A 20,746-nucleotide genomic window follows, 5' to 3' on the forward strand; every position below is an offset into this window, starting at 1 on the left:
CAGAGGGAACCAGCCAACAGAATCAGATAGATATCAGTGTAGGCAATCTATCTTGCCAAGTCCGGTGCCATTTAGCCAATTCACTGCGCGGCATCGGGCGGGCAGAGAAAAATCCCTGACAGAGGTCACAACCGAGCTGGGCCAGCACTCGCCAGGTCGCCTCATCCTCTACCCCTTCCGCCACCGACTTCAGCCCCAGCTTGCGGGCCAACTCGATACTGGACTCGATGATAGCCAAACGTGACGGATCGGCATGGCAGCGATCGACAAAGGAGCGATCCAGCTTGAGTTCGGTGAACGGCAACAGTGCCAGCTGCTGCATCGAGGAGTAGCCGGTACCAAAATCATCTATGGAGAGGCCAAAACCATGCATCCTCAGCCGGGTCAGCACCTCCAGAGACTTGCCCAGATCCTGCACGAATGCGCTCTCGGTCACCTCCAGGGTGATGAGTTCAGGATTGATACTCCAGCGCTTGCACTGATCAATCAATAAGTTGCAGAGATCCCCTTCAATGAGCGAGGTGGTGGAGAGGTTCATCGACAGATTGAGTGACAACCCGGTTTCCTCCCATAAATGGCCATCACTCAGAGATTTGCTGATGATCACCTCGGTCAACGGATCGATAAGCCCGTTGTGCTCCGCCAGTGAAATAAAACGCCCGGGCGGGATCAGGCCAAACTCGGGGTGTTGCCAGCGGGCCAGCGCCTCCATCCCGACCCATTCGCCGGATGCAAAACTCACCTTGGGCTGATACCAGGGCAGCAGTTGATCTTGCTCGATCGCACGACGCAACTCATTGAGTCCTATTCTGTGCCCCTCTTCCTCCCTGACGGGTTCCTGCCGAGGTGACCAAGCCTGGATAAGCCGCTGGAGCTGCTGCGGCGTTGAGGGTTTCTCTATGCGACCGAGCACCTGCATGCCATAAGCGGCACTCATACGCAATACGGCTTCCACCACATCCCCCTCAAGCGCACTGGAGAGGATAATGCCGCCCTGAAAACCACCCAGCGACAGGCGTCGCAACAGCGCCATGCCATCCATTCCGGGCATTCGCAGATCACAAAACAGGATATCGACGTTGTGTTGCTGGCTAAGCGCCAATGCCTCGACACCATCAACCGCTTCCAGCAGATTCTGGTAACCCAAGCTGCGGATCTGGTGCAGCAGCGCCTTGCGCTGAAATCCATGGTCTTCCACGACCATGATGACCAACTCATGTTGTGCTTTTTTCATCGAGCCATAATCCAATGTCGTGGGCAATCGCCGTCATCAACCTCTGCACTGTGCTGACCAGATCGTCGAGTTCGTCGAGCCGCTTCAATCGCGCTGCCGATTCCAGCATGGCGGCCTGACTGGCAAGCTCCTCCAACCCGACCATTCGGGCTGCCCCCTTGATCCGGTGGGCGGTCTCTACCAAGGCGCTGGCATCATGACAAATCAGTGCTGCCATCATGGCCTCGCCATCCTGCCGGTTGGAATCGAGATACTCCACCGCCATGGCTCGCGCGGTCAGCTCGTCACCAAAGAGCGCCAACCAGCGCTCAGCTTGCATGCCTGCAGCCCCATCAACGGGCGCAACCGCGCTTCTGGTTGGCGTCCTCTCTGCCAGCCAATGGGCCAGCATCTGGCGCAAGATATCCAGCGGGTAGGGCTTCAGTAGCATGTCACTCATGCCTGCCTCTACCATACGAGCACTCGCCTCTTCTGACGTATCTGCCGTTACCCCTATGATGGGGGCCGTCACTCCCGCAGCCCGCAGCGCCTTGGTCAGGGCATAACCATCCATCACCGGCATATGGCAATCAGTCAACAGCAGGGAGAATTGCTGTCCCTGCCAGGCCCGCAGAGCCTTCTCGCCATCTTCCACGACCTGAGCCTCGATACCAAGAATGGCCAACTGCCGTGCCAGCAAGGCACGATTGACCGGATGATCATCGGCCACCAGTACTTTGCCACCCAGCTTCTCTGCAAGCGCTGGGAGGTGCGGTGTGACCCGCTCCTGTAGCAATTCGTGGCAGCTCTCCAGCAGAAGATCCGGATAGAGAGGAGATAGACCCAGGCGCCACCATTTCTGTTCACCAATCCGACCCCGTAACGCCTCATCGGGTGACGCTATGATCCCCTTCAGCGCAGAGTGTTGCAGCCAGCTTTGCCATTCCCCCCCAGCGCTTGCTCAAGCCACCGTTGATCGGCCAACAGCAACCCTTCCAGTGAGCGACTGAGCTCATTGGCCCCCAAGTACCTGAGCTTGGCCCCCTGCCGTACCATGGCCGCTTCGAGGTTGGTGTCATCGCTGAAAAACCACCATTCTGTGTCAGCCAGAGCAGGGGGATCCCACTGCGGATTGGTTAGCGGCACGGTAAAGCGGAAGCAGGAGCCCTCTCCTGCCTTGCTGGTCAGTGTCAGTGCCCCCCCCATTTTGCATACCAGCTGCTCACAGATTGCCAACCCCAAGCCGGTGCCACCAAAACGACGGTTGATATCTGACTCCACCTGCTCAAAAGGCGTGAACAGCAGCGCCTGCTTCTCTTCGGCGATCCCGATACCGGTGTCACTGACACTGATGGTCAGTTGCTCGCTCAGGTAGCTGACCCGAATCGTAATACCCCCTTGTTCGGTAAACTTCACCGCATTATTGAGCAGGTTGGAGATGACCTGACCGATACGTACCCCGTCGATGTCGGCCCAATCCGGCACATGATGCTCCCACTCCAGCACCACGTTGAGCCCCTTGTTATGAGCCAGTGCCGCGTGGCCACGAATGGCATCGCAGATCACCGTTTGCAACCGGCTGCTCTGGTAATTCAACTGCAACTGACCCGCTTCTATCTTGGAAAAATCGAGGATGTCATTGACCAGATAGAGCAGGTTATTGGTCGAGGTGACCACATTGCGCACCATAAAACGCTGGTCGTCGTTGAGCTCGCTCATTTGCAGCAATTCGAGCATGCCATGCATGCCTGAAATGGGTGTTCGTAGTTCATGGCTCATGGTTGCCAAAAAGCGGCTGCGAGCCTGCATCGCCTGCTCGGCATAGGCGCGAGCTTCGCGCAACTCATATTCCTGTTGCTTGAGGGCAGTGATGTCCTGAATCACCCCATTAAGGATCAGTGCCTGCTGCTCCTGTCTGACAAAGTTGCCACGCACTTGCAGATAGCGATCTCCATCAGGCCGCTCTACCTTGACCTCCAGATCGAGGGGCGCCAGAGTCTCGGCATGATTGGCCACCTTGCTGACAAACTCCTGCAGGGCCTGTTCGGTAAAGCCAAATACCTCACCACCCGATTCAGCGTTAAATAAATCCTGGTGAGATACCCCCAGAATCTCGTTGGCCCCCTGAGAGGCATAAAGAAAGCGCCCCTTGCCCGGCCCTTGCCACAAATACTGATAGACCACCCCAGGCATGCTGTCGGTAATCTGGGTAAGGCGATTTTCAGCCTGACGGGCGCGCTCCTCCGCCTCCTTGATCCGGCTGACATCGGTCAGTACTGTCAACACCCCTAGCATATTGCCATCGGGATCGCGATAAGGGCGTTTGGCATAGATAACATGGCAGGGCGTACCATCAGCTCGCAGGTTACTGCCTGCCCCCTCCAGATCCTGTCCTGTCTGCCACACCAAACGCTCTTCTTCCAACACACTGTTTCTGAGTGTCTCGGGCATGTTTTGCAGCTCCTCACTGCTACTGCCAGCACCAAGGAAAGCATCGCGATAGGCCTGATTGCACAAGGTGATCCGCTGCTCGCTATCACGTAGCGCCACCATGGTTGGCAGTGAGTTGAGTAAGGTCTGCACAAACAGCAACTGTTCATTCAGCTTGTCCTCTGCGATTTTCCGCTGCGCAATCTGGCGACGCAAACTGCGAGCCCAGAACATCACCAACAAACCGCTGACGAGCAAGGCGCCCCCCCCTATGGCCAACCATTTGTAAATCAGGGTGTAATCAGACTCGATATTGACCGACACATTGAGCCAGCGTCGTTCCAGCAGTTGCCACTCCTCATCTGTGATGGTCAGCAGCAACTTGTCCATGATGTGGAGCAACTCGGGCTGAGCATTATCGACGGCCATACTGATAGGTACGGAAAATTCGGGGGAGCTCAGCACTACCTGATACTTATCATTGAAACCCTTCATCGCCTGCTGTCCCAGATTGGTCATGGTCAACAGCACATATTCGGCTCGCCCAGTATCAAGCAAGGTCAGTAAATCGGCATCTTTGCCTACTTCGATAATATTGGCGCCCAGCGCGTGAATGAGAGAGGCTTCGTAAGAACCCGTCACACCACCAATCAGACGCCCTTTCAGCTCGACCAGCGACTTCAGCGGGCGAGCACCGTGTCTGGCTACGACATAGCTGTCGAACTTCAGATAGGAGGAGGTAAAAGAGGCAAAGGACTGACGATCCTTGAGCGGTGTCATCAAGGGAATAAGGTCCACTTTGTGCTCTTTCAGCAGTTTAAGTGACTCCTGCCAGGTATTTGTCGACGCCAGCTCAAAGCGGATCCCGGAGCGCAGACTCAATAACTTCATCAGGTCTGCCGTATAGCCATGCAATTCACCTTCGTCATCGATTTCGCTGATGCCGGCAAATCCGGGGGCAACGGCGAACTTGATGACCCTGTTTCTCTGCTTCAGCCAAATAGCCTCATCTGGTTCCAGCAACAGACCAGCGTTGGCGCGTTCATTTTTCTGATGCAACCGTAATCGTGAGTCTGCAACGGGTATCCGTTGATATGCCTGCCAAAGCTTCTCGCTCAGCTCTGGCTGGCGGGAGCTGGTCGCCATCGTCAGCGTGCTGCCAGAAAGCCACCCAGGAGCGACAACCCCCATTGATGCAGGCATTCTCTCCATCTTAAGGGAAACAATGGGTTCCAAATCAAGATATGCATCGACAGCGCCCAGCTTGACCATATAGGTCGCCTCGTCACGGCTCTCAAGCTCAGTTACACCAGAGATCCCCAAACGATCCAACTCAGTGCAACTGCCAAACCCGCGAATACAGACCCAGCGTAACTTGCGCGCCTGCTCCAGGGTCAATCGCTGATCCGGGGTATGCATTAAAATGGAGCGAGCATAAGAACCGATACTGCCAATAGGGTTTATCCCCTTCAATTCAAGAGCATTACGTTCGACCCCGATTAATGCATCGATCTGGCCGCCTTGGAGAGCAATCTGGGCATCCACGTAGGAGTTGTAGGGGATATAACGCAATGACACGCCCATTTCGGCTGCAATGCGCGAGGCCAGCTCCTTGAGCGGACCGGCATAACGCTGGTTGGGGAGTTGATAGATGAAAGGGAGATAGCCGCCACGGGGAACCCCAACCAGCAGCTCCTTTTGTGCAGAAATCTCGTTACTTGTGCTCTCATCTTGCGGTTGGGGAGCCGCAACAGCCAACATGCCCGAAAACAACAGCAAAATGGGAAGAAAAAGCTGACGAAGGAGTGGCATAAGATCTTGTCCTGATGAGTAAAACAGATAGGGCTGCCACCTCTAATCTTGCAGATCCTGACGACGCAAGGCGAGAAAACAATCGCAGCTGTTACAAAGAGGGCGGAGAGGATAATACTGAGTCACCAACATGTGAACCTGGAATCAACCGCAAGATGGAAAAATGGCAGGCATGCAGCCTGCCATTTCACTAGCGAGGGGGATCTTATTCTCCCCTTCGCGATCAGGTTATTCGATTCCCGAGGCGGAAGCCGGTTTGATACTCCCGCTCGCGAACGAGGGCAATTTGACCCTGATATCCTTCCAGCCCGATATCCCTGAGCAGGGCGGGCGACAGATTGACCTGCACGAGACGACGCTCGACCCGGGCAATCCTTCTCTGGACCAAGGATTCAACACTGCGCAGTAAAACCAGTTCGATAGACATGACATTCTCCAGTTGAACATGCGGTTCTCCCGGAGAAAGTGGATATCACCCTGCGGGACGAACCGCGGGTGATAAAAAGACAGGGGTTACCTGTTTACGCCACGCGGTAAAAGAGCACGAGATTTCACGCCGCACGCAGTGCCGCGAGAGAATGCAATATTGAGCATCAGATGTTGCATTTTCGTCTCCTTACCGGGTAAAAGTTGAACAGGTTGCAGAAGTCTAAAAAATATCCGAATTTAAAACAAGCCTCTTGCGACTCCTTTTTAAACGTTTTTACGGCATTTTATGCTGCCCGACAGGGAGCTTGGGGCATCAGATCCCCGAGAGTAGCCGGTACTCTTCCAGTACATAGGTATCCGTCATGCCGCTGACATAATCGAGCAGCAGCCGCACCCGGTAATACCACTCCTGCTCGTTCTGGCAGGCAAAGCGCGGATCCGGGGTGGCGATCGCCAATCGATAGGCCTTGAGATGGCGGGCCGAGAGACGGTGATAGAGGCGGCGCGCAAAGAAAAGCGTCTGACTCCCCTCCCCGGCCAGCAGACGGGCAAACTGTGGCGCTGGCAGCGACAACAGGCAGGCATAACTGGTCAGCACCCCGCGCAGCGCCGCATACCCCTCCAGCTCAAGCGCTTCCACCTCGGGGCGCATAAAGACCAGCTCACGGGCCACCCGCTTGAGGATATCGAGCACCCGCGCCGCCGGCGCCTGGCCATGCAGCAGCGCTTGCGGATAGGAGCCCTGCAAAATGGCCTGATGTTCGCTGACATAGCTCTGCGCCGCCAACGCCACCAGATCCCGGGTCAGCTGCTGGCGAAAATGGGGGAAAAAGCCCCGACCAGAAGCCAGCGCCTCGTCCAGCAACACAGCCAGATAGTCGCTCTGGTCAGCGGCCCGCAGCGCCACCAGCAGCTCTGACAGTGTCAGGATCCGCCGATCTACCGCATCTTCCAGATCGGCGATGCAGTAGGAGATGTCATCGGCCGCCTCCATGATGTAGACCAGCGGATGACGGCAGCCGGGGGCCAATCCCAGACTCTGGCCGAGGGCACGGTAGAGAGGCTGCTCGCTGAAGAAGATGCCCCGCTTGCTGCTCCAGCCATGATGCTGACCATAGCTCACCCCGGGTTGCGGCTGCTGCGGGTATTTGCAGAGTGCCGCCAGCTGCCCGAGCGTCAGGTTAAGCTCGTGCAGGCTGTGCACCAGCCGCAGACTCTGGGCGTTGCCATCAAACAGTTGCAGGTCCTGACGCAATTCAGCCCACTGGGCCGAGGGGGGCTGCGCCAGCGCCTGCTGATAAAGGGGATCGAGCATCTCGCCGAGCCACTGGCTCATCACCTGCTCGCCAAAGTGGCCAAACGGCGGGTTGCCCACGTCATGAAGCAGGCAGGACATCTCCACCAGATTGATAAAGGCCCCTTCGCAGACCGTTCCTGCTGGCAAGGCGGCCAGAATGCGGCGGCTGATCTGGCGACCGGTCTCCTGCACCTCCAGCGAGTGGGTGAGGCGGCTGCGCACCGAGGCCTTCACATCGAGCGGAAAGACCTGGGTCTTCTGCTGCAACCGGCGCACCGGTGCGGCCTGCACGATACGGGCGCGATCCTGCTCGGTCGCCTCCAGCAGATCCTCGTCTCCCCAAGGGTGGATGCGCGCAGGGGTAATCAAACGGCTATACATCTCGCAGCTCCTTGCCAGCAACTTCCATCAGACTCAAGACAACCTCCAGCCTCAAGACAGCAACCAACGCCGCAGACGGGCGATATCGCCGGGATATTCGCGGCGCAGCGTCTCAATCCAGTCCTCTACGTTCTCCCACCAGGCGGGGTGATCCGGGCTCTGAATAAGCTGGGCTGTCTGCTGCAATCGGCGCAGGCCAATGGAGCCTGCCGCCCCTTTTATCTTGTGCGCCTCTTCCACCACCCCAGCTTGATCCTTGGCAATCATGTTGGAGTCGAGCACTGCCATGTAGTCCGGCATCATCTTCTCGAACAGATCGACGCTGGAGAGCAGCACCGGCTTGCCCACGGTATCGGCGTAATCGGTGAGGAAGGGGATATCCAGCAGGGCATCCTGATTGCCCGCATCAGCCTGCTCGTCCGCTTCATCCTCGGCCAGATCGGCAAACAGGTGACCAATCACCTCCCGCACCGCTTTGGAGCCAAGCGGCTTGTTGATCACATCCTGCATGCCGTGATCCCGGTAGTACTGGCGATCGCCGGTGGAGTTGGCGGTGAGCGCCACCATGGGTGGCAGGCTGTCGCCATAACGCTCCAGCAGGGTTTTCGCCACATCGAAGCCGGTCATGTCCGGCAGCTGGATATCGAGCAAAATGAGGTCGAAATCATCCGGGTTGGCCATCGCCAACGCCTGGGTGCCGTCCCGTGCCACCTGCACCTGATGACCCAGCTTGCCCAGCAGGGCGCAGGCCACCGTCACGTTAAGCTCCACATCCTCCACCAGCAGGATATCGAGGGAGGGCATCTCTTCCTCCTGCTCTGGCAACACAGGCTCGGCGCAAGCCACTTCCAATTCGGCAGTGAAGCAGGAACCTTCGCCCGGATCGCTGTCCACATAGAGCTGGCCGCCCATCGCCTGCACCAGCTGACGGGAGACCGCGAGGCCAATTCCGGTGCCGGTGGCGTGCTTCTTGCCCTGCACCTGATAGTACATGGCGAAGATCTTCTCCTGCTGAGCGCGCGGGATGCCGATACCGGTATCCTCCACCTCGAAGTGCAGGGCCAGCTTGCCCGGCTCGTCGGCGGGATGGGATAGGCAACGCACGGTGACGCCCCCCTCATCGGTAAACTTGACCGCGTTGCCCACAAGATTCCACAGCACCTGACGCAGGCGGGTGCCATCAGCCATCACGAATTGCGGCATGTCGCCATCGCGATCGAAATGGAGATAGAGTCCCTTCTGCTCCGCCTGAATGCGCGACAGGGTCTCCAGCTCGTCGAGGAAGGCGGGCAGGTCGATACGGGTCGGTGCAATTTCGAGGCGACGGCGATCGAGTTTGTCCAAGTCGATGATGTCGTTGAAGATATTGCCAAGGGTCACCGCACTCAGGTGAATGGTCTTGAGCTGCTGTTGTTGCTTGGGATCGAGGGGAGTATCCATCAGCATCCGGCTTAAGCCCACGATGCCGTTGAGCGGGGTGCGCAACTCGTGGCTGATGGTGGAGATGAAGGTAGTCTTGTCGCGGCTCGCCTTCTCCAGCTTGTCCTGATACTGCTTGCGCTCGGTGATGTCGCGGCCAAAACCGAGCAGGCCGAGTCGCTTGCCGAAGCGGTCGAAGAAGGGCACCTTGCGCAGCTCGAAGTAGGCTTTGCGGCCATCAGGATACTCCAGCCACTGTTCGTAGGTGAGCGGCTCGTTGCTGGCAAAGACCTGCTTGTCGGTCTCCACCACCTTGTTGGCAATCTCCTGCTTGTAGACATCGAACGGGGTAAGACCGATCAGCTCGGCCTCCACCTTGCCGGTCAGCTCCTCCATGGCGCGGTTGCAACCGGAAAACTGCTCATCCTCGTTGCGGTAGTAGACCAGATCGGGGGAGCAGTCGATAAAAGAGCGCAGCAGGGCAGTACGCTCCCCCAGATGAAGCTGGGCTTTCTCTCGCTGGAACACCTCATTCTCGAGATCCTCGATGGCCTGCAGACGCAGGCTCTCGGCCCGGTTGGTCTCGGCAATCTGGGCGTTGAGGCGGCTGATGTTCTCCTGCAGTTGGGTATTGAGCTCCAGATCCCGCTCGCGCATATCTTGCAGCTTGCGCACCATCCTGCTCAGTCGCTGACGGGAATCCTCCAGCTGATCCACCACGATGGAGAGAAAATAGACCGCCCAGGGGGTCACCAGCAGGCCAAAGAAGACCGAGCGAACAAAGTCGATCACATCGATATTGCCGCGCAGGAACAGGGTCACCCCCATCTGGATGGCGACCGCCAGCACGATAATGCCCGCCGCCAGGAACATGCTGAAGCGCACCAGTCCCAGCTTGGTCATCAGATCGACATAATATTGCGCCCAGGATTTAATCTGTTTCATCTTATTGTTTTCCCCCGATATTCGCGGTACAGAATACCAGCACAACCGAGTGAACTCTTCTTAATCTCGCACAATTAATTAACGATTCGCCGAATGAAATGAGTAGGTTAGGATAATTGGCAATATTGAGTCAGTTGCCATTAAGGTTTTTTCTTTATACTCACCGGCCGAAAAAATTCACCACCATTTAATTTAGGAGTTATCCGATGCGCAACACCACCCTGCTGGGCTTGGGCCTGCTGGTCGCAAATAGTGCTTATGCTGATTTGGGTGAAATTCCCAAGGAGTCTGGCTGGTCCGGTTTCCTGCTTGGCGGGGTCAGTGTCATCAATTACGAATCGAATTTTTATAGTGGTGATGATGAAAACAGCCGTCTGAGCGGACTGGGCAGTGCCGAGAGCAGCTCCGCCGTTGCCCCGCTGCTCAACGCCGATATCCGCTACACCTTTGCCGATACCCGCACCCAGGTCTTCCTCGGTAACCTGATCCAGGATGCCATCCGTTTCGACTTCACCCAGCAGCTCGGTATCCGTCAGGAGATGAGCGACAAGGGCATCGTAGCTGGCTCCGTGGTCTTTAATGCCATGCCGACCGAGCAGTGGAGCGATCCCTTCGCCGTAGGCGTTGATCGCCAGTCGACCGATATCAAGTCAAAAGGGGTGCGCTTCGCCTGGGACAGCATCTGGGGAAGCAACTTCAATGGTAGCCTGACCACCCGCAACATCGAGGTGGATGAGGAGCGCAGCGGCCAGCAATACGATAAGGATAACCAGACAAACTATGCAGCCAAGCTGGATCGCAACGGCAAGATCCACGCCCTCGACCTCTCCTACAAATGGCAACTGGCACCCGGTCAGATGCTGGAGCCAGCCTTTATCTACCGCCAAGCCGACCTGGACGGCAGCGCCCAAAGCTACAAGAGCAACGGCCTCCAGTTGACCTACGGCATACGCGCTTCCCAGTGGTCTTTCGTCAGCAACGCCTATCTGGGCCAGACCAAATATGATGAGGCCAACCCGATCTTTGGCCACAACGCCGACTCCGACGAGTTTGCCCTGACCGGTACCTTCTTCTGGCACCGCCTGTTCGGTATCGCGCCGCTCTCTGCAACCTTTACCGCTGGCTATGCCAAGTCCGATTCCGACATCAACTTCTACGATTCTGAATCCGTGATGTTCAACACCGGCCTGCTCTACAACTTCTAATAACGGTTGTGCGCACCGATACAACAAGGCCACCCGAAGGTGGCCTTGTTGCTATCCGGCGTTTGACTCAAATACCCAGGGAGTCGAGTAGATCGTCGTGATCGTTGGCGACCGGGGCCGCAGCCTGAACCGGCTTGGCGGCATCCTGCTTGGCCTGGGCGATCAGCGCATCGGGATCCAGCTCTTCATGCTCCATCCCCTCATTATGGATGCGGATGAACTCGGTTTTGTCCATCGCCAGCTCCAGATAGAAGATGTTGTTGCGGGCGGTGAAGAAGGTGACGCGGCGGGACTCCGGGCTGTCGAGATTGGTATCGACGCTCAGCATCACCTGCTTGTTTAGCGCCAGCATCTTCGGTTGGTTCTGGGTGATGTGGGTCTGCAGATCCCGGCCCACCTTGACGGTGAAGCTACCGACGATCTGGTTCATCAGCTCGCCCATCACGTTACTCACCTCGTCAGAGGTGTGGGAGATGGCGAGATCCTCCTTGGAGAGCCCCATGCTCAGCATGTAGCTCTCGTACAGCTCCATGGCGGCGGCGGCGGAGAAGTTGATCACCACCAGACCGGAAAAACCGCCATCGAACAGTACGAAACAGCCGATATCCGGCTTGAGGCAGGTCTTGCTGATCCGCTGCACCATGCCGGAAAACCGCACCTGACTCATGGTCGCGGCACTCAAAACGTCCGTCACCGAGTTGCACAGGCTGAGCAGCACATCCTCTGTGGTCAATACGGCATCGTCATCGGATCTTGTCACTATCATGGGACCTTCCTGAACATCGAAAATGGGCTTATCTATACCATAACTCTAACAGATGGCGCGGCCCGGAGACTGAAATAGCGACACGCCTCTCAGTTGACTCCGTTATCAGCAGCCACAGGGGTGAAACCGCTCAGCTTGGCGAGCCGGGCACGCCATATATCGGCCTGCTGTGCCAAAACTTGTGGCTCATAAGGCACGACCGGATGAGCACCCCAGATGGGGCCTGGCCAGGCGCGATCCGTCGCAAAGCGGGCGACATGGTGAAGATGGAGTTGCGGCACCAGATTGCCCAGCGCTCCGATGTTGATCTTGTCCGGGCTGAGGGCCTGCTCCATCAGGGCGGCGACGGCGCAGGACTCCTGCATCAGCTGTTGCTGCTGCTCCGGCGCCAGATGGTGAATTTCCCGCAGGTTGGCTACTCGCGGTACCAGGATCAGCCAGGGATACTGGCTGTCTTTTGCCAGCAAGACACGGCAGAGGGGCAGATCCCCGAGCCACCGAGTATCTGCCTGCAGGCGTGAATGCAATTCAAACATGAAAACCTCGTTGAGTACGATGAACAGAGCGCCTGAAAAAAGGAGTGTCCACGTTACTGCAACGGGCAGAAAACTTAAAGCTGTGGCACGGCCCAACCGATAAAGCGCTTGCGCAGGGCAGGATCGGCCTGGAGGAACAGCTGCTGCAACTGCCCTTCCAGCTCGCTGGCAGCCACAACGGGTTGCGCCCCACCGGATAGCGTAGCCGTTGGTTGTGTAGTCACAGCGACGGCCGTCAGCGCCGCCTTGCCACCGCTGCGGTTGTAATCAGCCAGTTTGCCGTTCCAGTCCACCCCAAGCAGCATGCCACTGGTCACCAGCGCATCCTGCTGGATAGCAAGCGCACGGCCATTCTCCTGCAATGCCACCACCGGATCCTTGGCATAGGCCTGCATCCCCCGCTCGTCTCCCGGTACGCTGGCCGTCAGCTGCAAATGCTGATTGCTGCCCTGATAGCGCACCACCTGCGGCTCGGAGCGTACCTGCCGATCATTCTCGCTGCTGCTGCGACTGGGGATCACCCCCTCGAAGCGCACCAGCAGTTGCTGCTCGCCATCCGCCAGGGTGGCATGCTGCTCATCCTGCAAGGTGCCGTTGCTCACCGCGAGGATGCGGAAATTCTCCGGCACCTTCACTTCCACCGTGGCCTGCACACTGCCAGCCCCCAACACTGCACAGAGCAGCACAAACCCGGTCAACCCTCTATTGCTCTTCATTCCCGCGGATCTTCCTGATGCCGATGATGGGCGCAGGGTAGCAGCCGAAGATGACAGAAAAATAACGCCGCTCAGAGCAGGTAGTGGGGTCGCTCGGCAAACCACTGGGCCAGCACCTGCTTGAACAGCCTGATCTTGCGCGGCACCCGCCGCTGCTGGGCATGCAGTACATGGAGCTGATGCAGCCCGCTCTGCCACTCGTCGAGCACGGTCACCAGCTCTCCTGCCGTCAGCTGCGATTCCACCAGCATCAGCGGGCACTTGGCATAGCCCATACCGGCACGCGCCAATTGCAACACGGTACTGTAGTGGTTGGCTCGCACCTTGCCCTGCACCAGAATGTGGGCCTCTTCCCCCTCACGGATAAAGTGCCACTGCTCCCAGGCCGGATTGTGCCCCTGCAACAGGCAGCTGCGCCCGCTCAGCTCATAGGGAGTGGCAGGACGCCCCTCGCGCGCCACCAGTGCGGGGCTCGCCACCACCACATCCTTGAGCCGCCCCAGCGGCAGGGCCACCAGATTGTCCGGCACCTCGCTCATGGCGCGCAGGGCGATGTCGTTTTCTCCCTGACTCATGTCGACCATCTGGTTGGTGAAACTGAGTTCCACCTCCACTCCCGGGCAGAGCGCGGCAAAGCTGGTCAGCAGTTCGCTCACCATGCGGTCGCCGGTGCTGACCGGGCAGGTAAAGCGCAGTCGTCCGCAATCCTCTTCGGTCAGCGCCTGAATATCCTGCTCCGCCTGCCGAGCCAGCGCGAAGATCTCCCCTGCCTGCTGGTAGAGGGTCTTGCCCGCCTCGGTCAGACTGAGGCGGCGGGTGGAGCGCTGCAACAGTTGTGCATTGAGGGAGGACTCCAGCGCGCTAACGTGGCGGCTCAGCATCCCCTTGCTGACCCCCAGCGTATCGGCAGCAGCCGAGAAACTGCCGCGCAGCACCACCTCATAAAAGCTGGCCAGATGGGCGATATCCATCATTAGCTCCAATATGGAAACAATGGGTTTATTTTACGCGCTTTTTCGCATTTTCTGTTGCGCTAGAATCAACACATCCCAACCAGGAGTGATGCAGATGAAAATTGTGATTGTGGGTGCCTCCGGCACCGTCGGCTCCGCGGTCAGTGAACTGCTTGCCAAAGATCATCAGGTGATCCGGGTCGGCCACAGCCGTGGTGATGCCACGGTCGATATGCGCGATCTCGCCTCCATCAAGGCGCTGTTTGCCCAAGTTGGCCAGTTTGATGCGCTGGTCGTCGCCAGCGGCAGTGTGGCCTTCAACGGCCTGACCGAGATGACCGACGAGCAGTGGCAGGTGGGGCTTCAGAGCAAGCTGATGGGCCAGATCAACCTGACCCGAGCCGCCATTCCCTATCTGACTGACAAGGGTTCCATCACTTTGATCAGCGGTATTCTGAGCGAGGAGCCGATCAACTGGGGCGTGAGCGCCAGCACCGTCAACGGCGCTATCGATCACTTTGTGAAAGCGGCCGCCTGCGAGCTGCCAAGGGGCATTCGCATCAACGTGGTAAGCCCGACCGTGCTGGCGGAGTCGATGGACAAATACGCCGACTTCTTCCCGGGGTTCGTGCCGGTGCCCGCCGCCAAGGTGGCGCAGGCTTACAAGAAGTCGGTGTTGGGCATCCAGACCGGTCAGGTGTTCAGGGTCAACGGTTGAGCGCAGCTCGCTTGCCGCCAGACCAGCAATAAAAACGGGCCCCATAGCGGGGCCCGTCTGTTTATCTGCCTCTCTCCTTCGCCGCCAGCAAACGTTTGTTTCTAGGCGACAAAAAAAGAGAGCAACCCTTAGTCGATCAGACCGTACTGATCGCGCAGCACCTCGATGATCTCCTGCTTGGGATTGGCAGAACGCGCCAGCTTGTGGCCGATGATCTTCTCGGCGATCCCGACATAGGTGTTGGAGATATCCATCATCACTTCGGTCGGCAGCTTGTTGTCGCGGGCCAGGGCGAAACGTTCCGGCATGCGGTTCTTGTTGAGCAGGATGTCCGGATCCGGGAAGTGGTTGAGCAGCCACTGACGGAAACCCTCTTTCGACTTCTCGACGATCTGACCGTCGCGCAGGGCCGCGCCATCCCAGATACGGGAGCTGTCGGGGGTGCCCACTTCGTCCATATAGATCAGCTTCTCGTTGCCGGCGGCATCGTGGACGTAACCAAACTCGAACTTGGTATCGACGAAGATCTGATCCAGCCCGGCCAGCGCGTCGCTAATGACGTTGAAGCCCTCTTTGAGCAGCACTTCGTAGCGGTCGATGTCGGCCGGTTTGCTGAAGTTGAAACCCTTGTAGTGGCGCTCGATATCGGCACGGGAAACGTTGACGTCATCGGCTTCCGGCACGCCATCCAGCCCTTTCAGCACGCCCTTGGTGGAGGGAGTGATGAGGATCTCCGGCAGTTTCTGATCCTTTTTCAGCCCTTCCGGCAGGGTGATGCCGCAGAACTCGCGCTCGCCATCCTTGTAGGCACGCCACATGGAGCCGGTGATGTACTGGCGGGCAATCGCCTCGATCATTACCGGACGGGCTTTTTGCACAATCCAGACGAAGGGGTGCGGAATATCCAGAATGTGGCTGTCGGCCAGCCCCTTCTCCTTGAACAGCTTGAACCAGTGGCTGGAGATGGCGTTGAGCGCAGCCCCTTTGCCCGGTACGCCATTCAGGCCATCCACACCTTGCCAGATGCAATCGAAGGCCGAGATGCGATCGCTGATCACCATGAGGGCGAGGGGCGCATCGGCCGGCACATCATAGCCTTTCTCTTTTATGAGCCGGGCACTGTCTTCGGGGGTCAACCAGTAGACGCTGCGCACTTTGCCGGAATGGACAGGTTTATCGGTACGGATCGGCAAATCGTCATTCACCGCCAATACTTGATCTGCAAGACTCATGGCTAATAACACTTCCTGTTTGTGGGGGGTAAACATCGCGAGTCCCTCACCTGCGCGCTCTGTTTGCAAGCATGCTGACAAGGGGGCTCGCATCATCGAAAACCGCTCGGAATCCCCGCGTTTTCAGGGGGATTTTGATAACAAAACAGGGGCACAAGGCCCCTGTATTTATTCTGCTTTTGCTGCTGCCTGATCGGCCAGCCCCTTGGCGAACGCCTCGGACAGGCTGATATACATCTGGGAGATAACCCCGGACGATACCGGCTTCTTGTCCTTGTCGAACAGGGTGATGGAGGTCTTGCCTCCCGCCATTTCGCCAAGCTGGAAGCGGTATTTCTCCTCCTCCAGTTTGAACGGCTCGCTCCCTTTCGCCTTCCAGAACTCGGCGCCCGGCTCTTCGTATTCAACGTCGATCCAGCCCAGTGACTGCTGGGTATCCTTGATGGTGAAACCGTAAGCGGGCAGTACCTGGTTGAGGCGACGCCACACCTGATCAAAGGAGCCTTCGGCAATCCAGGCGCTCAGTTCGTTGTTGTCCAGACCTAGTTGCAGACCCATGCCATCGTTGGACTTGTGCTGCTCGCGGGCTTTCAGCTGGCTGTCGTAATAGAGAGAGAACTGGTTCAGCACTCGCGCGGCATAGCGCTGGGCATCGGCAGGGGTCAGCTTGTTGCTGGTCTCGCCGTCGATAGTCTCTTCGTGATCCAGCACCCGGACCGACATGTTGACGGCGTGGCGCTGGGCGTCGTTGCGCACGGTGAACTGGTAACGCTGACGGATTTTGAAGTCTTCGTCATCTTCACCCCAGCCATCGAGGGCGACTGTGTTGTCAAACCAGCCGGTCTGCAATACGCCATCCTGCTGATCCAGCTTCTCGGTGGTGACCTTGTACTTGGCCAGGAAATTCATCAGGAACGACCAGGTATCGCGCTCCACGCTCTGGCTGGTGCTCAGGGCATAGAAGGCAACGGTCGGTTCGGTAGCGCTCTGCACCACCTGGCTGCCCGGTACCACGGTCAGCAGCTGGGCGGGTGGGCGCACATCGACCTGGGCGCCGAGGGCACCTTCACGGCTGCTCTCGGGAAGCGGCGGGATGTCGTACTGGCTGTTGAAGGTGGGGGCACTCAATCCTGCGGGGATCAAGAACGCGCGGCCCTCGAGGCGGGCATCTTCATAACCGAAGTCGCGGTTGGCCATTTTGCGATCCTGGGGGGTGCTGCAACCGGCCAAGACGGCCACAGTCGCAACGCTCAGCACCAGACGGGCTCTATTTCCCTTTCCATTAGATTTAAACACTCGCCATCAACTCCGCTGTGGTCAGTGCTCGCGCCATCAGCTGTTCGCCCTCGGGGGTGAGGTCAACCAGCGGCAGGCGCAAGGTGGCTGTTGCAATCAACCCCAGTTGGGCACAGGCCCATTTCACCGGGGTGGGGCTCGGTTCGCAGAACAGAGTCTTGTGCAACGGCATCAAGAGATTGTTGATGTCATGCGCCTGCCCGGCATCACCGGCCAGCGCAGCACGACACATGTCGGCCATCTGGGCCGCTGCAATATTGGTGGTGACCGAAATCACGCCATCGCCACCTTGCAGCATAAAATCACAACCAGTGGCATCGTCGCCACTGTAGAGAGCAAACTCCGGCCCGCACAGCTCGCGCAGCAGCGGGGTGCGGCTCAAATCGCCGGTTGCCTCTTTCAAACCGATAATGCCGGGAACCTTGGCCAGACGGGCCACGGTCTCCGGTTTGAGATCGCAACAGGTGCGACCGGGCACATTATAAAGAATTTGGGGCAGACCACTAGCCTCGGCGATCGCACAATAGTGGCGATAGAGACCTTCCTGAGTGGGCTTGTTGTAGTAAGGAGTCACCGAGAGACCCGCCACCACGCCGGTTTTGGCCAGTCGCTTTGCCAATTCAATGGCATGGGCAGTATTGTTGGAGCCGCAACCGGCGATGACGGGAATGCGTCCGGCGGCATACTCAACGGTCTTTTCAACGACGGCGATATGCTCCTGCTCGCTCAGGGTCACCGATTCCCCTGTGGTACCCACCGCAACAATGGCACTGGTCCCGGCGCTGACATGATAGTCGACCAGTTTGGCAAGACTGGCCCAATCGACTTCACCTGAAGCCAGCATGGGGGTAACGAGCGCAACAATACTACCGCGTAACATGGACTTTTCTCCCGATTTTCAGGGGCGTAATGGTAAAGCTGACCCCTTTGAAAAACAAGGGAGAGAGGGGGCAAGCCGTGATACCATCCGGAACAAAAAGTAATGGACGAAAGTCGGCAGCGTCCCTCAGGGAGTGGTCATCAGGGCCGGAGGGTTGACTTGCCAGCGCGGCTTTCGCAACGAAATAACGGACGAGAGAAGATTTATGACTCACTACCTGGTCGTAACGGCCATCGGCACGGACAGGCCTGGCATCGTCAATGAAGTGACCCGCCACGTCAGTGGCTGTGGTTGCAACATTGTGGACAGCCGCCTTGGCATCTTCGGCAATGAATTTACCTTTATCATGCTGCTCTCGGGCGACTGGAACAGCATGATGCAACTCGAAATCAGCCTGCCCCTGCGTAGCCAGGAGTGGGATCTCATCACCATGATGAAACGCACCGAACGCCACCAGTCCCTGCAGTATGACGTCCGCGCCAGTGCCGACCTGTTGATCCGCGACGAGCCCGGCATCGTAAGCCAGTGCACCCAGTTCTTCAGCGAACATGGCTGGAACATTCAGGCGATGCAATCCATGACCCTGGAGCAGCAGCCGTTCAACCTGCTGAAGATCAGTTTTCAGCTCAATCTGGCCAGAGAGGGTGAAGTGGAAGGTTCGCAAACCGCCTTCGCCGAATTCTGTCGTCAACTGGGTGCCGAATCGTTCGAGTTTATCGTCAATCGCAAACACGCCTGAGGGCGTTTTACCCGAGGAGACCCCATGCAACCACTACAAGCTGGCAGCCCCGCCCCCGATTTCTCCCTGCCCGACCAGAATGGCAATCAGGTCAGCCTCGCTGGCCTGCGCGGCAAGAAGGTGCTGGTCTATTTCTACCCCAAGGCGATGACCCCCGGCTGCACCACCCAGGCCTGCAGCCTGCGCGATGTGAACGCCGAGCTGGCCGCCCTCAATGTGGTGGTGCTTGGCATCAGCCCGGATCCGGCCAAACGGCTGAAAAAGTTCGAAGAGCGGGACCAACTCAACTTCACCCTGCTGGCTGATGAAGACCACGCCGTCGCCGATGCCTTTGGCGTCTGGGGCCCGAAGAAGTTCATGGGAAAGGAGTATGACGGCATTCACCGCCAGAGCTTCCTGATCGATGAAGAGGGCAAGATTGCCCACCACTTCGACAAGTTCAAAACCAGCGATCACCATCAGGTGGTACTGGATTTCCTCAAGGGATAACCCTCCCCTGCGTCATTGAAAGGCCTGCCATGCAGGCCTTTTTTATCTGGCCAGCCGCCCCTTGCCAGCGGATTTTTCTCACTAACTCCCCCGCCCAGATCAAAAAATTCATTTTATATATGGGTTAACGTGACCCCAGAATCATCTTCCAGCGAGATATCCCATGAACATGAGCAACACTGAACGTTTGATCCTGAGCAACCAGTACGAAATTCTGGCGAAACTCAATCCGGAGAAAGCGGACGTCTACCAGCGCGCCAGCACCATCATCGAGCGCGGCTACTGCCTGCAGATCCTCGAGTTGGAGAAGAGCTTCGGCCATCTGGATCTGGCTACCTGCCAGGAGGTGATCGACACCCTGGAGCTGCACCACGCACTGGCCATCTCATGGGGCAATCTGGATGCCGCCGATCAGGGCGAGATCAACGCCAGCCGGCTGGAGTTCAACGGCTACAGCCGCAGCCAGGAGCGTGAGCTGGCCGACTACGTCTGCTTCCTGCTGGAGGTGGACAAGCGCTTCCCCGAGCTCAAATGCCCGTGCGACGAGCTCTCCAGCGACATCGCCATGCGCGACAAATACCAGCGGATGCTAACTGTATGGCGTCAGTGCCCTCGTCAGTACAAGCTCTCCATCCAGGAGATCCGCAAGGTACTGGCAGCGTGATCCGCACACCGACCGCAACAAAAAAGGCGCCACTGGCGCCTTTTTGCATCTGAAACGAGTTATTCGTAGAGAAAGGATTTATCGAGCTGCTGGAAGGCGGCCTTGAGGGTATCGGCCAGCTCTTCATAGCGCGGCTGAGACACCAGCTGACGACGGCCACCCTGTTCGTTCATCTTGCCGTTGATCTCCCGATACCAGCTCGCCAGCGACGGGGGCAAACGGGTGTCGGCCCGCTGACCGAGCCAGTAGTAACCCTGCAGCGGCAAACTGAGCAGAAACAGCACGGAAGTGATGACGGAAGGCCAGTAGTGCAGCTCGCCAAACTGGAACTGCAGCATCACGCTCAGCACCGCCAGCGCGGGGATCACCTTGAGGGCGAACTCGGTCGCCTTGATCACCCGATTTTCAGGAAACATCGAATTGAGCTCGGGACGGCGCGGCCAAAGCGTCATATAATGGCGGCCTTGCTGTAACTTAGTTCCAAAAATGTTCATGCTCATACTACCTCCGAGCGCTTTTTGAACGTACTAACGGCAAAACCTCGACAAAATTTGATGCAAAGTAACAAAGGTTGAGGATGACTTTGTTATTTTTCAACAATCGGGTTATCCTTTGTACGCCCATTT

17 protein-coding genes and 1 pseudogene are annotated in these 20,746 nt (G+C 57.8%); 5 read left to right on the plus strand and 13 right to left on the minus strand.

Annotation, left to right across the window (positions count from 1 at the left end; translation table 11 throughout):
* Nucleotides 1-22 precede the first annotated feature (22 nt).
* The 5 genes and pseudogenes from OKC31_RS17825 to arcB form a co-directional block, all read right to left on the minus strand.
* A complete protein-coding gene (locus OKC31_RS17825) occupies nt 23-1,234 on the minus strand; it encodes an EAL domain-containing response regulator (protein ID WP_247823952.1) in 1,212 nt (403 codons plus the stop codon).
* A pseudogene (locus OKC31_RS17835) lies at nt 1,215-5,455 on the minus strand (ATP-binding protein). Before OKC31_RS17835 ends, OKC31_RS17825 begins: the two are co-directional and overlap by 20 nt.
* Before the next feature lie 223 nt (nt 5,456-5,678).
* Nucleotides 5,679-5,882 carry a hypothetical protein gene (locus tag OKC31_RS17840; protein ID WP_005349248.1) on the minus strand — a complete coding sequence of 68 codons (204 nt, stop codon included), beginning with the start codon at nt 5,880-5,882 and terminating at the stop codon, nt 5,679-5,681.
* Between the two features lie 315 nt (nt 5,883-6,197).
* Nucleotides 6,198-7,562, minus strand: a complete 1,365-nt coding sequence (dgt, locus tag OKC31_RS17845; RefSeq protein WP_247823950.1) for a dGTPase — start codon at nt 7,560-7,562, stop codon at nt 6,198-6,200.
* A gap of 51 nt (nt 7,563-7,613) precedes the next feature.
* Complete coding sequence (arcB, locus tag OKC31_RS17850) at nt 7,614-9,926, minus strand: aerobic respiration two-component sensor histidine kinase ArcB (RefSeq protein WP_019446215.1); 2,313 nt, start codon at nt 9,924-9,926, stop codon at nt 7,614-7,616.
* Nucleotides 9,927-10,132: 206 nt separating this feature from the next.
* Between arcB and OKC31_RS17855 the strand changes: the two genes are divergently transcribed.
* Nucleotides 10,133-11,131, plus strand: a complete 999-nt coding sequence (locus OKC31_RS17855) for a DUF2860 family protein (protein ID WP_247823949.1) — start codon at nt 10,133-10,135, stop codon at nt 11,129-11,131.
* Nucleotides 11,132-11,198: 67 nt separating this feature from the next.
* Here the strand turns inward: OKC31_RS17855 and OKC31_RS17860 are convergent, their stop codons facing one another.
* The 4 genes from OKC31_RS17860 to OKC31_RS17875 all read right to left on the minus strand — a co-directional run bounded on the left by OKC31_RS17860 (nt 11,199) and on the right by OKC31_RS17875 (nt 14,120).
* A complete protein-coding gene (locus OKC31_RS17860; protein WP_021231953.1) occupies nt 11,199-11,897 on the minus strand; it encodes a DUF3334 family protein in 699 nt (232 codons plus the stop codon).
* Between the two features lie 89 nt (nt 11,898-11,986).
* A complete protein-coding gene (locus OKC31_RS17865; protein ID WP_005358267.1) occupies nt 11,987-12,433 on the minus strand; it encodes an HIT domain-containing protein in 447 nt (148 codons plus the stop codon).
* A gap of 74 nt (nt 12,434-12,507) precedes the next feature.
* Nucleotides 12,508-13,149 carry a DUF2057 domain-containing protein gene (locus tag OKC31_RS17870; RefSeq protein ID WP_247823948.1) on the minus strand — a complete coding sequence of 214 codons (642 nt, stop codon included), beginning with the start codon at nt 13,147-13,149 and terminating at the stop codon, nt 12,508-12,510.
* Between the two features lie 71 nt (nt 13,150-13,220).
* Nucleotides 13,221-14,120: a LysR family transcriptional regulator gene (locus OKC31_RS17875; protein WP_247824170.1), complete on the minus strand. Its 900-nt coding sequence runs from the start codon at nt 14,118-14,120 to the stop codon at nt 13,221-13,223.
* A gap of 97 nt (nt 14,121-14,217) precedes the next feature.
* On the opposite strand from OKC31_RS17875, the gene OKC31_RS17880 reads away from it, so the two are divergent.
* Nucleotides 14,218-14,820 carry a short chain dehydrogenase gene (locus OKC31_RS17880; protein WP_247823947.1) on the plus strand — a complete coding sequence of 201 codons (603 nt, stop codon included), beginning with the start codon at nt 14,218-14,220 and terminating at the stop codon, nt 14,818-14,820.
* Nucleotides 14,821-14,948: 128 nt separating this feature from the next.
* Here the strand turns inward: OKC31_RS17880 and OKC31_RS17885 are convergent, their stop codons facing one another.
* The 3 genes from OKC31_RS17885 to dapA form a co-directional block, all read right to left on the minus strand.
* Nucleotides 14,949-16,052 carry a phosphoribosylaminoimidazolesuccinocarboxamide synthase gene (locus tag OKC31_RS17885; RefSeq protein ID WP_040065098.1) on the minus strand — a complete coding sequence of 368 codons (1,104 nt, stop codon included), beginning with the start codon at nt 16,050-16,052 and terminating at the stop codon, nt 14,949-14,951.
* Nucleotides 16,053-16,220: 168 nt separating this feature from the next.
* A complete protein-coding gene (gene bamC, locus OKC31_RS17890) occupies nt 16,221-17,348 on the minus strand; it encodes an outer membrane protein assembly factor BamC (protein WP_005349235.1) in 1,128 nt (375 codons plus the stop codon).
* A complete protein-coding gene (gene dapA / locus OKC31_RS17895; protein ID WP_005349232.1) occupies nt 17,341-18,228 on the minus strand; it encodes a 4-hydroxy-tetrahydrodipicolinate synthase in 888 nt (295 codons plus the stop codon). Before dapA ends, bamC begins: the two co-directional genes overlap by 8 nt.
* Before the next feature lie 205 nt (nt 18,229-18,433).
* On the opposite strand from dapA, the gene OKC31_RS17900 reads away from it, so the two are divergent.
* The 3 genes from OKC31_RS17900 (at nt 18,434) to OKC31_RS17910 (ending at nt 20,120) form a co-directional block, all read left to right on the plus strand.
* On the plus strand, nt 18,434-18,967 hold the full coding sequence (locus OKC31_RS17900; protein ID WP_005349229.1) for a glycine cleavage system protein R: 534 nt from the start codon (nt 18,434-18,436) through the stop codon (nt 18,965-18,967).
* A 24-nt stretch (nt 18,968-18,991) separates the two neighbouring features.
* Nucleotides 18,992-19,456 carry a thioredoxin-dependent thiol peroxidase gene (gene bcp / locus OKC31_RS17905; RefSeq protein ID WP_005358255.1) on the plus strand — a complete coding sequence of 155 codons (465 nt, stop codon included), beginning with the start codon at nt 18,992-18,994 and terminating at the stop codon, nt 19,454-19,456.
* Nucleotides 19,457-19,619: 163 nt separating this feature from the next.
* On the plus strand, nt 19,620-20,120 hold the full coding sequence (locus tag OKC31_RS17910) for a YfbU family protein (RefSeq protein WP_019446223.1): 501 nt from the start codon (nt 19,620-19,622) through the stop codon (nt 20,118-20,120).
* Nucleotides 20,121-20,179: 59 nt separating this feature from the next.
* Here the strand turns inward: OKC31_RS17910 and yfbV are convergent, their stop codons facing one another.
* Nucleotides 20,180-20,620 (minus strand): terminus macrodomain insulation protein YfbV, encoded by a 441-nt coding sequence (gene yfbV, locus OKC31_RS17915; protein ID WP_005339116.1) that lies wholly within the window; start codon nt 20,618-20,620, stop codon nt 20,180-20,182.
* Nucleotides 20,621-20,746 lie beyond the last annotated feature (126 nt).

Source organism: Aeromonas sp. Y293-4 (assembly GCF_027705905.1).
Taxonomy (GTDB): domain Bacteria; phylum Pseudomonadota; class Gammaproteobacteria; order Enterobacterales; family Aeromonadaceae; genus Aeromonas; species Aeromonas veronii.